The following is a 13,744-nucleotide window of genomic DNA, read 5'->3' on the forward strand; positions in this document are numbered from 1 at the left end:
ACGTCGTCGCCAAGTTGCTTCACGGGCTTAGAATCGGTGAATAATGGCAGAATGCGTCTTGGCGTTCTCGACATCGGGTCCAACACCGTCCACCTGCTGCTGGTGGACGCTCACCCCGGCGCGCGTCCGGTAGCTTTCGCTTCCCACAAGCGCCCCCTTTCCCTGGTGCAGTACCTCGACGGCGATGGCAACATCAACGACGCCGGCCAGCACGAGCTCATCGAGTTCGTCCTGGAAGCCTGGGAGTTCGCGGCCAGCCACAAGGCGGAGGACCTCCTGGCCTTCTGTACCTCGGCCATTCGCGAAGCAACCAACGGCCCTGAGGTTCTGGCCCGGGTCAAGCACGAAACCACGGTGACGCTCCAAGAGCTCACGGGCAGCGAAGAAGCCTCCATGACTTTCTTCGCCGTACGCCGTTGGTACGGATGGGGAGCAGGTCCCATCTTGGACCTGGACATCGGGGGCGGCTCGTTTGAAATGGCGTACGGGACGGATGAACTCCCTGAGTACGCCACGTCTGTTCCCCTGGGTGCCAGCCGTTTGACGCGGGACTGGCTCCACGATGATCCGCCCAGCGCTAAGAGCGTCAAGGAACTTCGGCGCTACATCCGGTCCACGCTGAAACCGGTAGTCCGGGACTTCCACGAGTTGGGTCGGGCTAATTTGGTGGCCGGCACATCCAAGACATTCCGCTCCTTGGCGCGTATCGCCGGTGCAGCCCCCAGCGCGGCAGGACCGTACGTGAAGCGCGAGCTCCACGCAGCAGACCTGGGGCTGTGGGCACAGCGGATTTCGGCCATGACCGTGGAAGACAGGCTGTACCTTCCTGGCGTCTCCGATGCCCGCGCCCGACAGTTGTTGGCAGGCGCGCTCGTTGCTGAAGCGGCACTTGAGCTCTTTGAATTCCCCAAGATGGAGATTTGTCCCTGGGCCCTTCGTGAAGGCCTGATCCTGCGCCGCCTGGACCAGCTGGTCTTCGAGGAAGCCCTGGATCCGGCGCCGCACGTGGGCAAGCGCAAGAAGGACAAATCGAAGAAAAAGGCAGCCAAGGAAGCCGCCAAGGCTCCCGATAAAGAAGAAGAGCCCCACCCGGGGTTCAAAGAATTCCCGGTCCCTGTAAACACACCGTCCCCATCACCCATCCCAGCCCCAGTGGCAGGCGGGCTGGCCTCCTGAGATGAGCAACGACGTCGAACCTGAAGTGAATGACCGCCAAATTCCCGTGGCCCTGTCCAGTGCATCCGTGTACCCCCTGAGCGTCCACGACGCTTTCGCGGTGGCGCAGGACCTGGGTTACGAGGGCGTGGAGGTGATGGTTACCAACAACGCGGTGAGCCAGAACCCGGATGCCTTGATCCAACTAAGCCACCGGTACCACCAGGAGATCGTCTCCATCCACGCGCCTACCTTGCTGTTGACGCAACAGGTGTGGGGTACGGCGTGGAACAAGATTGAGAAGTCCTGCCAAATGGCCGCGGACGTCGGCTGCGACACCGTGGTGGTCCACCCGCCGTTCCGTTGGCAGTCAAACTACGCAGAGAACTTCGTGGAAGGCGTGCGGGAAATCGCCGCGCGGTACCGGGTGCGTATCGCCGTCGAGAACATGTACCCGTGGCGCGTCCGTGGACGCGAGGCGGTGGCCTACCTGCCGCACTGGGACCCTTTGGGCCAGGATTACGACGACGTCACATGGGACTTCTCCCACGCCGCCACTGCGGGGGCCAACAGCCTGGAAGCCATCAAGGCACTCGGGAACAAGCTCCGGCACGTCCATCTCACCGACGGTTCGGGTTCGGGCAAGGACGAGCACCTGGTGCCCGGCACCGGAACACAGCAGTGCGCCGATGCCTTGCAGCATTTGGCAGCCACGGGTTTCGACGGCGTCGTAGTGGCCGAGATTTCAACGCGCAAGGCGAAGGTAGCGGGGGAGCGCGAGGAAATGCTGGCAGAAACCTTGCGTTTCGCCCGACAGCACCTCAGCGTCCCGTTGTTGCGCAGCGTAGACAACTAATCGGCGTCGAGCGCTGCAAGTCAGCGCCTCACCTTGTTCGCCTGACCTGCCCTTGAAGGGTGCGTCAGGCGGATAAGAGCGGGATTCGCGCGGTTCGCGCTGCTTAAATGCGAAAGCACCGGCGGCCGAATCGGGAAATGGGGGAAAACCCGCCCGGCCACCGGTGCTGCTGGCGGACATCCCCATGCCCGCCTCATCACTCGCACCCTCAATGAGGTAACTACTAAGTTACGGACCAAGAATGAGTGCTGCCTGCAATAACCTTGGGAGCAAGCTGGGAATCTGGAATTCGTTAGACCCCGTCCAAGGCCAACTGCAATGATGGAGCCATGAGCAACCGAATCGCATTCCTTGGCTGTGGATCCATGAACGAGGCAATCCTGGGAGGCCTGCTTGCCGCCGGGACGGACCCGTCCGATATCGTCGCCACCGTCCGCCGTGCCGAGCGGGCGGACGAACTCGCCCAGCGCCATGGGGTCATGGCCATCGCAGGCGAGGAAGAGCCGGACAACAATAAATTGGCCACCAAGGGCTCCAGCATGGTCATTCTGGGCGTCAAGCCGGTGGGCATCCTGGATTTAGCCCGGGAAATCAGCCCCGCGCTGGGGAAGGACACGATCGTTGTCAGCGTCGCGGCGGCAGTCTCCATCGCCCAGCTCGAAGCGGCACTGCCGGACGGACAGCCGGTGATCCGCACCATGCCCAACACGCCGGCAAGGCTGGGCCGCGGCGTCATATCTGTCTCCCCGGGTACGCATTGCACGCCTGAGCAGCTGGAAAAGGCCAAGAAGGCACTTGCCGGTGCTGGCACTGTGGTCCAGATTCCTGAGGAACAGGTGGACGCACTATCCGCCATCAGCGGTTCCGGCCCGGCCTACGCGTTCTACCTTGCCGAAGCCATGGCTGCGGCCGGAGTGGAGCTTGGTTTGGACGAGGAGCTGTCCGTGATGCTTGCCCGCGAAACCGTGGCAGGTGCCGGCTTCATGTTGGCCGAACCGGGAGCGAACCCCTCTGCCCTCCGCGTCGCCGTCACCAGCCCCAATGGGACCACCGAGCGGGCCATCGCGGCCTTCGACGACGGCGGGATCCCCAGGATCATTGCCGACGGCGCCCGCGCGGCCGCAGCCCGGGCAGCAGAAATCACCAAACAGCTCGGCTAACGCTACGGCCACGGCGCTACGGCTTTGCCACTACGGCCGCGCTGCTATGGCCGCTGCCGCTACGGTCGCGCTGCGAAGCGCTCCAGCAGGTCCACGTGTCCGGACACGATCAACATGTCGTGGCCGGACACTTTGGTTTCCGGCCGGGCGTAAGTGAAGTCCTCGCCCGGGGTTTTCACGCCGACAATGGTCACGCCATACTTCGAACGCACCTTGGATTCCTCCAAAGTGAAGCCCACTGTTTCCTTGGGCGGGTACATCTTGACGATCGCGTAGTCGTCGTCGAACTCGATGAAGTCCAGCATCCGCCCGGACACCAGGTGGGCTGCGCGGACGCCGGCGTCGGCCTCCGGATAGATCACGTGGTTGGCGCCGATACGGGTCAGGATCTTGCCGTGCGAGGGCGTGATGGCCTTGACCCAGAGGTGCTGGATGCCCAGGTCCACCAGGTTCACGGTGATGAGCACAGAGGACTCAATGGAGGTACCAACACCCACTACCGCTGAGCTGAATTCCTGGGCCCCGAGCTGGCGCAGGGCATCAATATTGGTGGCGTCGGCTTCCACGACGTGCGTGAGCACAGGTGCCCACTTCTGGACGAGTGTCCGGTCACGTTCGATAGCCAGGACTTCACGGCCCTGCTTGACCAGTTGCTCAGCCGTCGCGGAACCGAACCGGCCAAGGCCAATCACCAGCACTGGTGCGTTGTGGGCGGGGCGGTTGGCTGCCCCTGTGCTACTAGCCAATGATTGGCCTCTCTTCCGGGTAGTGGTACAGCTGGCTGCGTTGGCGCAGGGCCAACCCGGCCGCGAGGGTTACGGTGCCGACACGGCCGGCGAACATCAGCGCGGTTAAGACGTAAACGCCCGACGGCGGCAGCTCGGCACTGAGGTTTGTGCTCAGTCCCACGGTGGCGAAGGCGGAGATGGATTCAAAGAGCACCCTGTCCAGGGAGGCGCCGCTGATGGACAGGAGCAGGAAGGCCGCCACCGACACCAAGGTGGCTCCGGCCACGATCACGGAGATGGCCACCCGCATGGTGCCCTGTGGAATGGTGCGACCGTAGACCTTGACGTCGGCGTCGCCGCGGGCTTCGGCCATGATGGCCAGGAACATGACCGCAATGGTGGTCACTTTGATGCCGCCCGCCGTGGACGCAGAACCGCCGCCGGCGAACATCAGGGCATCGGTGAGGAGCATGGTGGTGGATTCCATGTGGTTTTGGTCCACCAGGTTGAAGCCACCCGAGCGGGTCATGACGGAGGCGAAGAGTGAATGGATCACCTTGTCGCCCATGTCCATGCGGCCGATGGTGCGGATGTTGTCCCACTCCATCAAAGCCCACAGGACAGTGCCTGCCGCGAGCAGGATGAAGGAGACCTGGATGGTGAGCTTGGTGTGGAGGTTCCACTTTTTCCAGTTGAGCCCGTTCTGCTGCAGCACCATCACCACTGGGAAGCCGAGGCTGCCGAGGAACACGCCCAACATGAGTGGAATGAGGATCCAAAGGTCGGTTTCGTAGGGGACGATGCCGTCCGAATGCGGCGTGAATCCCGCATTGTTGAAGGCGGAGATCGAGTAGAAGACACCGTGCCAGACGGCCTGCCAGAATGGTTCGCCCAGCACAATGAACCGGGGAATCAGGGCTATGGCCAGCGCCGCTTCAATCACCACCGACGTGACGATGACAATGCGCAGCAGCGTACCGACCTCGCCGAGCCTGCCCGCGTTGTTCATGGCTTCCTGGGCTATGAGCTTGCCACGCACCCCCAGCCTTTTGCTGACCATGAGGGCCAGCAGCGAGGCGAGGGTGAGTGTGCCGAGACCACCCACGAAGATGCCCACCAAAATGACCAGCTGACCGAAGAAGGTCCAATGCGTGGCCGTGGAAACTACTGTTAGCCCGGTGACGCAGACGGCCGAGACCGCCGTAAACATGGACTGGTGCAGGGGGGTGACTGTGCCGGCCGTGGAAGCGGCGGGCAGGGACAGCAAGCCGGTAAAAACCAGGATCACCACGGCGAAGACGGTCAATGCCAAACGGGCAGGGGAGGTGTTGGCAATGTTGTCAACGAAGTCGCGCACGCGCGTGAAAATCCAGAGACCTTCCCGCTCCTGCTGGTTGGGTTGCCAGTTGGTCGGGCTCGTGGACCGCGACTGGCTTTGAGACATGGCGCTCTTCCTCGGTTGAACAAGCTTTCCTGAGTAGTAAACCACTATTCCTGCGGCGTAACCGGGCAGTAGGCTACTCCGGGCTCAGGTAGCCTGTTCTGGATGAACTCACGGCTTGGAACAACGGCTTCCAGCATTACGCGGTCCGCACTGCCAACGACGGTGGTGTGGGATCCAGCCATGACTGCCTATAACTTTGGCCCAGGTCACCCCATGGCGCCGCAGCGACTGGAGTTGACCGCGCGGCTGGCGGAATCCCTCGGCCTGTTTGACCACCAGCACGTGGCTGTTGAAGCGCCCACGGTGGCCACCGACGTCGAACTTTTTAGCGTGCACAGCCGCGAATACGTGGAGGCCGTGCGCCGCGTCAGTGTGGACCCCTCGGCTCCCGAAGAGGACCGCGGGTTGGGAACCGAGGACGATCCCGCGTTCGCGGGGATGCACGAGGCCAGTGCACGCCTCGCCGGCGGTTCGCTGCTGGCGGCTGAGACCATCCTGTCCGGCCAAGCCGTCCGTGCTGTGAACTTCAGTGGCGGAATGCATCATGCCGCGAGGGAGCGGGCCAGCGGCTTTTGCGTTTACAACGACGTTGCGATTGCTATCCAAAGGCTGCTCGATGGCGGCGTGCAGCGCGTCATGAGCATCGACGTCGATGCCCACCACGGTGACGGCACACAGAGTATTTTCTGGAACGACCCCCGCGTCATGACCATCAGCTTGCACGAATCGGGCCTCACACTTTTCCCGGGGACAGGGTTTGCCAACGAAACCGGCGGCCCAAACGCTCCAGGGACCGTGGTTAACGTTGCGCTTCCAGCGTTCACCGGCGACGCCGCCTGGCTGCGGGCGTTCCATGCGGTGGTCCCGCAGCTTGTCGGCGCGTTTCAACCCGAAGTGATTGTCAGCCAGCACGGCTGCGACTCGCATCGGGACGATCCTCTGACGCACCTCAACCTGAGCGTTGACGGGCAGCGTGAGGCGGCTTCCGCCGTCGCCGGCCTTGCCGCCCGCTACTGCGACAACCGCTGGATCGCGACCGGGGGAGGCGGCTACGACGTCACCGGTGTTGTGCCGCGTGCTTGGAGCCACTTGATCGGCATGGTGACGCAACGTCCGGTGCCGCTCAGCACGCCCGTGCCTGAAGCGTGGCGGACATACGTGAGGGAAACGTACGGCGTGTGGGCCCCGGAGTCGATGAGCGACGACGTGGACGTCTGGTGGCGGTCCTGGGAGGTCGGCTACGATCCCGCAGACGAGGTTGACCGGACGGTCATTGCCACGCGCAAAGAGATCTTCCCCCTCTACGGCTTGGATCCCTGGTTCGACTGACGGTGCTGGTCGACTAACGCTGTAGCGCCACGAAACAGGGATGCCAATCGGCGTATATGTCGCTAGGGTGGGAGGCATGGTGACTGACGACGTATTTGCCGTCATAGCTGAGGCAACCAGGCGCGACATCCTGGTCTCCCTCCGCTCTGGGGATAAAGCTGTAGGCGAACTGGTGGAAGAACTGGCTGCGAGCCAGCCCACCATCTCCAAGCATTTGAAAGTGCTCCGCGAGGCGGACCTCGTCAGTATGCGTGCCCAGGGCCAGAAGCGCTTCTACGCGCTGAATCCCAAGCCGCTCGCCGGCGTCGCCAGCTGGCTGGAGACGTTCGACGTCGGCACTCCGGCGCCCGCCGTCGTCGCACCTTCCGAGGCGGCACCCGCCGCTGAACCCCCTGCCGACGCGGTTGTTGTCTCCTCGCCGGAGGCCCCGGCTACCCGCACCGACGCCATCGGCCAGGCTGTGAAGGTTCATGCCAGCGGAACTCCGGTCACGTTGGATCCGGCGTCGGACGACACTGTGCCTCAGCAGATCGGCCGTACCGTCGGCCGTGCTGCCACTAAGGCCGCTGATCTCTTGGCGAACCTGCCGAACCTGCCCAACCTTCCCAAGTTCGGGCGAAAGCGATAGTCAGCCTCGACTTAACGTGATCCTTCTCACATTGTGAGTTTTCGTTAACCTCTTGTTTCCTTGAGATTTCAACGATTTTCTACACTTGTGTTAACTCCTTGACCCGGGTCACATTGCCTCGGGATGGAGATCCTATGTCCCTCGGTGCAACCATGAGCGGGACTGACCGTCTCGCCGCTGGCCGGCGCACTGAGGATAGGAAGACGCATGGATTCAAGGCTCGAAGCAGTCCGCGACACTGTGTTGGCGCGGAACCCGGGAGAGAAGGAATTCCACCAGGCCGTCACTGAGGTCTTCGAAAGCCTTGGTCCTGTTCATGATCGTCATCCTGAATTCCTTGAGGGCGCTGTTCTTGAACGCCTGTGCGAGCCCGAGCGCCAGATCATCTTCCGCGTTCCTTGGACCGACGATGCCGGCCGCGTCCACGTAAACCGTGGTTTCCGGGTGGAGTTCAACTCCGCACTAGGCCCCTACAAGGGCGGACTTCGATTCCACCCGTCGGTGTATCTGGGAATCGTGAAGTTCCTCGGCTTCGAACAGATCTTCAAGAATGCGCTCACCGGCATGCCCATTGGCGGCGGCAAGGGCGGCTCGGACTTCGATCCCCGCGGACGTTCCGACGCCGAAATCATGCGCTTCTGCCAGTCCTTCATGACTGAGCTGTACCGCCACATCGGTGAGTACACCGATGTCCCGGCCGGCGACATCGGCGTGGGCGGCCGCGAGATCGGCTACCTCTTCGGCCAGTACAAGCGCATCACCAATCGCTACGAATCCGGCGTCCTCACAGGCAAGGGCATCTCGTGGGGCGGCTCCCTGGTTCGTCCCGAGGCCACCGGTTACGGCACGGTGATCTTCGCGCAGGAGATGCTCAAGACCCGTGGGCAGTCCTTCGACGGGCAGCGCGTTGTGGTCTCCGGTTCGGGCAACGTCGCCATCCACGCGATCGCCAAGGCCCAGGCCTTGGGTGCAACGGTTGTGGCTTGTTCGGACTCGGCGGGCTACATCGTGGATGAGGCCGGGATCGACGTCGCGCTTTTGAGCCGGATCAAGGAAGTGGAGCGCGGCCGCCTGACGGAGTACGCCGCACGTCGGCCGGGAGCAAACCACGTTTCAGGCGGTTCCGTGTGGGACGTCAATGGGACCGTGGCCTTGCCTTGCGCAACGCAGAACGAACTCGACGGCGAGGCCGCGGGCAAGCTGGTCAGCAATGGCCTGATCGCAGTGGCTGAAGGTGCCAACATGCCCTCCACCCGTTCAGCCGTGTCAGTCTTCCAGGAAGCCGGGATCCTGTTCGGGCCGGGCAAGGCTGCGAACGCCGGTGGTGTTGCTACCTCTGCGCTGGAAATGCAACAGAACGCGAGCCGCGACTCCTGGTCCTTCGAGCACACGGAACAGCGCCTCACCGAGATCATGGTGGGAATCCATGACCGCTGCGCCGAGACAGCCGACGAATACGGAGCGCCCGGAAACTACGTGGTGGGCGCCAACATCGGCGGCTTCGTCAAGGTGGCCGACGCAATGCTGGCCCAGGGCCTGATCTAGCACTCCATAAACCCAACTGGGTAGCAGTAGAGGCCGTTTTGAGCGTTCAAAACGGCCTCTGCTGCTACCTACTTGGGTGACTTTAGTGCTGGAGCAGCCGCACGTGGTCCGGGTTCAGGTCCGCTACCTTGCTGACGCCCAGGAGTGCCATTGTGCGGGTCATGTCCTTCTCGAGGATCTGGATGGTGCGGTCCACGCCTTCGCGTCCACCGGCCATCAGGCCGTAGAGGTACGCGCGACCGATCAGCGCAAAGTCCGCGCCCAAAGCCAGGGCTGCCACGATGTCAGCGCCGCTCATGATGCCCGTATCCAGCATGACGGCAGCCTTGCTGTTGTCCGCCTTAAGTGCCGTGGTGACCTCCGGTAGCAGGTGGAAGGGGATGGGTGCGCGGTCCAGCTGGCGGCCGCCATGGTTGGACAAAATGATGCCGTCCGCGCCATGGTCCACTACCTTGCGGGCGTCTTCCACGGTCTGGATGCCCTTGACCACCAGCTTGCCCTTCCAGGTTTCGCGGAGCCAGTCAAGGTCCTCGTAGGTCAGGGTGGGGTCGAACATGGAGTTGATGAGGTCAGCCACGGTGCCGGTGTAGCGCGAGAGTGAAGCAAACGTCAGCGGCTCGTGAGTGAGGAAATTGAACCACCAGGCCGGGCGGTAAGAGGCGTCCAGGACGGTCTTGATGGTCAGTGCCGGCGGGATGGTCATGCCGTTGCGGACATCGCGGAGCCGGGCGCCGGCAACTGCGGTGTCGACGGTGACCATGAGTGTGTCGTTGCCGGCTTTGGCGGCGCGTTCGATCAGTTCAAGCGAGCGGTCGCGGTCCGTCCATAGGTACAGCTGGAACCAGTTGCGGCCGTTCGGGGCGGCGGTGGCAACGTCCTCAATGGACGCGGTGCCCATGGTGGACAGGGTGTAGGGAATGCCTGCAGCTTCAGCGGCCTGCGAGCCCGCGTATTCGCCCTCCGACTGCATCATGCGCGTGAAACCCGTGGGTGCGATGCCGAACGGAAGCCGTGATTCCTTGCCAAGGATGTCAGTGCGGAGATCGATCCTCGAAACGTCGCGCAGGATGCCCGGACGGAACTCGATGTCCTGGAACGCCTGGCGTGCCCGGCGGAGGGTGATCTCTTCTTCTGCGGCGCCGTCCGTGTAGTCGAAGGGCGCCTGCGGAGTGCGGCGCTTAGCCATGTCTCGCAATTCCCAGATGGTGCTGGCGCGCTTGAGCCGGGCGGTTTTGCTGAATTCAGGCTTTTTGAACTGCATCAGCGGCGCCAGATCGGAAACCTTGGGCACGCGGCGCTTCAGGGCAGGTGGCTGAGGTGCAGATGATTGCACGACGGCGGACTGCGGCTGAGTGGTGCGTGCCACGTTCTGATCGCTGCCGGCATTGGCGGGCGCGGCGGTGATCTTGGGGTCGATGGTGTCAGTCATGCGGTTCTCCCTTGAATTCTGTGGTCCTACCACTGTGGTCTAACCACACTGTAATCCATGTGGTTGGACCACATCAACTAGTATTCCGTTATGCGTACCCATGAGTTGGTCCTGCAATGGATCGAGAAGCAGTTGTCTGACGGAGACCTCACTTTGGGCGGGCGGCTCCCGGGGGAACGTGCCATGGCTGAGCAACTTCAAGTTTCCCGGACCTCGGTGCGCGAGGCTGTCAGGATACTGGAGGCCATGGGCGTGGTCCGGGCCGGAGTGGGTTCGGGCAAGGACGCGGGGACAGTGGTGATCGCCGAGCCGGGTTCCGCCCTCGGCTCCACGCTTCGGCTGCATGTAGCCACACGGCATCTCCCCGTGGCAGACATCGTGGAGACCCGCGTGCTACTGGAATCCTGGGCTGCGGAACGGGCTCACGTGGGCGTTCCGGCACTGGCAGAGGCTGCGGAACTGCTGGACCAGATGGATGCCGCCCCGGACATTGATTCATTCCTGGCCCTTGACGCGCGCTTTCACGTGGCGCTGGCCCAAGCGGCGGGCAACTCAGTGGTCAGTGCCATGATGGCCTCGCTTCGGGGCGCGATCGAGAACTACGCAGGTCAGCTGACCGGAAACCTCCCCGACTGGGACGCGACGTGCAGCAGGCTTCGGGCCGAGCACCGTGCCATCCTCGCCGCTGTGAACAATAACGACGGCGGCAAAGCAGCTGAGCTTGTTGCCGCCCACATCCAGGGCTTCTACAAGGAGGCCGGGGTGGGCACGAGCCCTTCGGCCAGTTGACACTTAATGCCGATGTTCGCGCCGAACATTGGCATTAAGTGTCAACTCGCGGGCTTGAGGGCCGGCGCCGCGGTGCTCTTTCGGATCTCCATCCTGGGTGAGAACTCGTCCTGCGCCTGGGTGGTGGCTTCGCCGGCCTGCTGGATCTGTTCCCGCATCCTTCGCCAAGCCAGGCTTCCGAGCTCGTTGATGGGCACGGCCGCGGTGGTTAGCGGGGGAGTGGTGTACTTGGCGAACGGGATGTCATCGAATCCGGTGACTGAAATGTCTTCCGGGACGCGCACTCCACGTTCATGCAGGCCGCTGAGTAGCCCCATGGCCACGAGGTCGTTGAATGCCAGGATTCCGGTGGCACCACTGGCGATGATGGCCTCGGTGGACTCATGGCCGGAGTCGAAGTTGGAACCGCCGTGGAGCATCTGCAACTCAATTTCCGGGTGCTCCTTGCGGAACTGGTCCAAGCCCACCAGACGTTGGCGATTGGATGCACTGTGCTCCGGGCCGGAGAGGAACACCAGGCGGCGGTGGCCCAGAGTCACCAGGTGCTGAGCCAGTTCCTGGATGCCCTGCCCGTAGTCCACGCTCAGGCTCGGAGTATTGGTGGCGATGGTGGTGCGGTTGATCAGCACCAGCGGATGCAGGGTCGGGGCCAACTCCTCCAGCTCGGCATCGCTCATGCGGGGAGCGCAAAGCACCACGCCGTCGCAGCGGCGGCGGGCCTCACCGGCAAGGATGGCTTCCTCGCTGGTGACTTCCGAGGAATCGGCAATGAGGACGCGGTACCCGTCCTGGGCGGCGGCGATGCTGAGCCCGCGGAGGATTGCTTGGAAGGTGGGGTTGGCCAGGTCCGGAACCACGATTCCGATGGTGTCTGTCTTGCCGAGTGCCAGGCTGCGCCCCACTGGATTGGGTTGGTATTTCAATTCAACCGCGGCAGCTCGAACCCTCGCGGCAATACCGGGATCCACGGCGGCATTACCGTTCATGACGCGTGAAACGGTGGCGTGCGAGACGCCCGCCTTCTCTGCGACATCGGCGATGCCGACGCGCCTGTTGGTGTTCCTGCGTGCCATGTGGCCCCTTCCCATTGGTCGCCTCCCGCAAGCTCCGTCGTTGGAGCAGTGGTTGACGTGACCACCAGAGTCTTGATACAAAGCTTATAACGCTCTGAGAAAACGCTTTCTCATGATTCTTCCCATACGAAGCCGGGCCGTCAAGCGGTTCACTCCTGCCTTTCTGAAAGGGGCACCCCACATGGTCAACGTCGACTCAGCCGAAACCCAGACCGAATCTGCCGAAACGACCACTCAAGCCCCCAAGCGGACCCGTATAGCCCTCATTGGAACCGGCGGCCGTTCGGAGATGTATATCCGGGCCATCTACGGGCAACACGCGGATGTCGCTGAACTTATTGCGCTCTCGGACGTCAACCAGGGTCGCGTGGACTTCTACCAGGACCTGATCAAGGAACTCGGCGGAACTGAGCCGGTGGCTTCGTTTGCCCCTGGCGAGCTCACCAGCTTCATCCAGTCCAACGGCATCGAGCGGGTCATCGTCACGACGCCCGACTACACCCATGCGGACTACATCGTTGAAGCGCTTGAGGCTGGCGCCGACGTCGTAGTTGAAAAGCCCTTGACCATTGATGTACAGGGCTGCCGCCGTATTACCGACGCCGTGGCGAAGACCGGACGCAACGTGGTGGTGACCTTCAACTACCGTTACTCGCCGCGCAACACCGCTCTCAAGGAAGTCATCCAGAACGGCGTGATCGGCAAGGTCACGTCCGTCGACTTCAGCTGGGTTCTGGATACCGTGCACGGTGCTGACTACTTCCGCCGCTGGCACCGTGAAAAGAAGAACTCCGGTGGCTTGCTCATCCATAAGGCTTCCCACCACTTCGACCTGGTCAACTGGTGGATCAACGACGTCCCCGAGCGTGTTTTCGCATCCGGTGGCCTGCGCTTCTACGGTGAAAAGAACGCTGCCGAGCGAGGCTTGGGAGACCGTCCGGAGCGCGGCACCGTTGATGGTCTGGGGCACGATCCGTTCCGCCTGGACATGCGCGAGGATGAGCGCCTGAAGGCCCTGTACTACGACAATGAAAAGTTTGACGGCTACATCCGCGACCAGGACGTTTTCACCGGGGGCATCACCATAGAGGACAACCTCGCCCTCGTGGTGGACTACCAGGGAGGCCCTACGCTGAGCTACTCCCTGAACGCCCACAGCCCGTGGGAAGGCTACCGCGTCACCGTCAATGGCACCGAAGGCCGGGCCGAACTCGAAGTGGTGGAACGCGCCGCCGTCGAGTCCAGCACCGACAAGAAGACCGTGGTTGACCCGAGCGCCACGCCCATCGAGGAAGATGATGCGGTGCGCCGGAACGGCGAGCGCCTGGTTGTTCAACGCCATTGGGAAGCTGCTTACGAAGTTCCGATCGTCAACGGCGAGGGCGGCCATGGCGGCGGAGACAATCTGCTGCTCTCGGACCTCTTCAACGGCCCGGGCGTCGACCCGCTGGGCCGCCCTTCCGGCTACATCGACGGCCTCCGCTCCGTGTCGGTGGGTATCGCCGGAAACAAGTCCTTGGAATCTGATCTTCCCGTCCGCATCAGTGAACTTGGCCTCGGCGTCGATCTCAGCCGCGGCCAAGCCTGACCATTCACTACCCAGCAAGG

12 protein-coding genes are annotated in these 13,744 nt (G+C 62.9%); 8 read left to right on the plus strand and 4 right to left on the minus strand.

The window, feature by feature from the left end; translation table 11 throughout:
- Nucleotides 1–51: 51 nt before the first annotated feature.
- The 3 genes from M1D89_RS06285 to proC all read left to right on the plus strand — a co-directional run bounded on the left by M1D89_RS06285 (nt 52) and on the right by proC (nt 3,171).
- Nucleotides 52–1,176 carry a Ppx/GppA phosphatase family protein gene (locus M1D89_RS06285; RefSeq protein WP_498649007.1) on the plus strand — a complete coding sequence of 375 codons (1,125 nt, stop codon included), beginning with the start codon at nt 52–54 and terminating at the stop codon, nt 1,174–1,176.
- Between the two features lies 1 nt (nt 1,177).
- Nucleotides 1,178–2,011, plus strand: coding sequence for a sugar phosphate isomerase/epimerase family protein (locus M1D89_RS06290; RefSeq protein WP_017199189.1), 834 nt, complete (start codon nt 1,178–1,180; stop codon nt 2,009–2,011).
- Between the two features lie 329 nt (nt 2,012–2,340).
- Nucleotides 2,341–3,171 (plus strand): pyrroline-5-carboxylate reductase, encoded by an 831-nt coding sequence (proC, locus tag M1D89_RS06295; RefSeq protein ID WP_498649009.1) that lies wholly within the window; start codon nt 2,341–2,343, stop codon nt 3,169–3,171.
- Nucleotides 3,172–3,230: 59 nt separating this feature from the next.
- Here the strand turns inward: proC and M1D89_RS06300 are convergent, their stop codons facing one another.
- On the minus strand, nt 3,231–3,869 hold the full coding sequence (locus M1D89_RS06300; RefSeq protein WP_011775951.1) for a potassium channel family protein: 639 nt from the start codon (nt 3,867–3,869) through the stop codon (nt 3,231–3,233).
- Between the two features lie 40 nt (nt 3,870–3,909).
- Nucleotides 3,910–5,343 (minus strand): TrkH family potassium uptake protein, encoded by a 1,434-nt coding sequence (locus M1D89_RS06305; RefSeq protein ID WP_498649011.1) that lies wholly within the window; start codon nt 5,341–5,343, stop codon nt 3,910–3,912.
- A 102-nt stretch (nt 5,344–5,445) separates the two neighbouring features.
- On the opposite strand from M1D89_RS06305, the gene M1D89_RS06310 reads away from it, so the two are divergent.
- The 3 genes from M1D89_RS06310 to gdhA all read left to right on the plus strand — a co-directional run bounded on the left by M1D89_RS06310 (nt 5,446) and on the right by gdhA (nt 8,845).
- A complete protein-coding gene (locus tag M1D89_RS06310; RefSeq protein ID WP_498649013.1) occupies nt 5,446–6,672 on the plus strand; it encodes an acetoin utilization protein AcuC in 1,227 nt (408 codons plus the stop codon).
- A 76-nt stretch (nt 6,673–6,748) separates the two neighbouring features.
- Entirely contained in the window at nt 6,749–7,300 is a 552-nt protein-coding gene (locus tag M1D89_RS06315) for an ArsR/SmtB family transcription factor (RefSeq protein ID WP_498649015.1), read from the plus strand.
- A 207-nt stretch (nt 7,301–7,507) separates the two neighbouring features.
- Nucleotides 7,508–8,845 carry an NADP-specific glutamate dehydrogenase gene (gdhA, locus tag M1D89_RS06320; protein ID WP_498649016.1) on the plus strand — a complete coding sequence of 446 codons (1,338 nt, stop codon included), beginning with the start codon at nt 7,508–7,510 and terminating at the stop codon, nt 8,843–8,845.
- 82 nt (nt 8,846–8,927) lie between these two features.
- Here gdhA and M1D89_RS06325 read toward each other — a convergent pair whose 3' ends face one another.
- Nucleotides 8,928–10,274, minus strand: a complete 1,347-nt coding sequence (locus M1D89_RS06325) for an alpha-hydroxy acid oxidase (protein WP_498649018.1) — start codon at nt 10,272–10,274, stop codon at nt 8,928–8,930.
- Nucleotides 10,275–10,364: 90 nt separating this feature from the next.
- Between M1D89_RS06325 and M1D89_RS06330 the strand changes: the two genes are divergently transcribed.
- Nucleotides 10,365–11,063 (plus strand): FadR/GntR family transcriptional regulator, encoded by a 699-nt coding sequence (locus tag M1D89_RS06330; protein WP_498649021.1) that lies wholly within the window; start codon nt 10,365–10,367, stop codon nt 11,061–11,063.
- 41 nt (nt 11,064–11,104) lie between these two features.
- Here the strand turns inward: M1D89_RS06330 and M1D89_RS06335 are convergent, their stop codons facing one another.
- Nucleotides 11,105–12,136 carry a LacI family DNA-binding transcriptional regulator gene (locus M1D89_RS06335; protein ID WP_498649023.1) on the minus strand — a complete coding sequence of 344 codons (1,032 nt, stop codon included), beginning with the start codon at nt 12,134–12,136 and terminating at the stop codon, nt 11,105–11,107.
- Nucleotides 12,137–12,317: 181 nt separating this feature from the next.
- Here M1D89_RS06335 and M1D89_RS06340 point away from each other — a divergent pair, with 181 nt between their 5' ends.
- Nucleotides 12,318–13,724 (plus strand): Gfo/Idh/MocA family protein, encoded by a 1,407-nt coding sequence (locus M1D89_RS06340; RefSeq protein ID WP_498649025.1) that lies wholly within the window; start codon nt 12,318–12,320, stop codon nt 13,722–13,724.
- The last annotated feature ends 20 nt before the right edge of the window (nt 13,725–13,744 follow it).

The sequence above is a fragment of the Arthrobacter sp. D3-18 genome, from assembly GCF_054408525.1.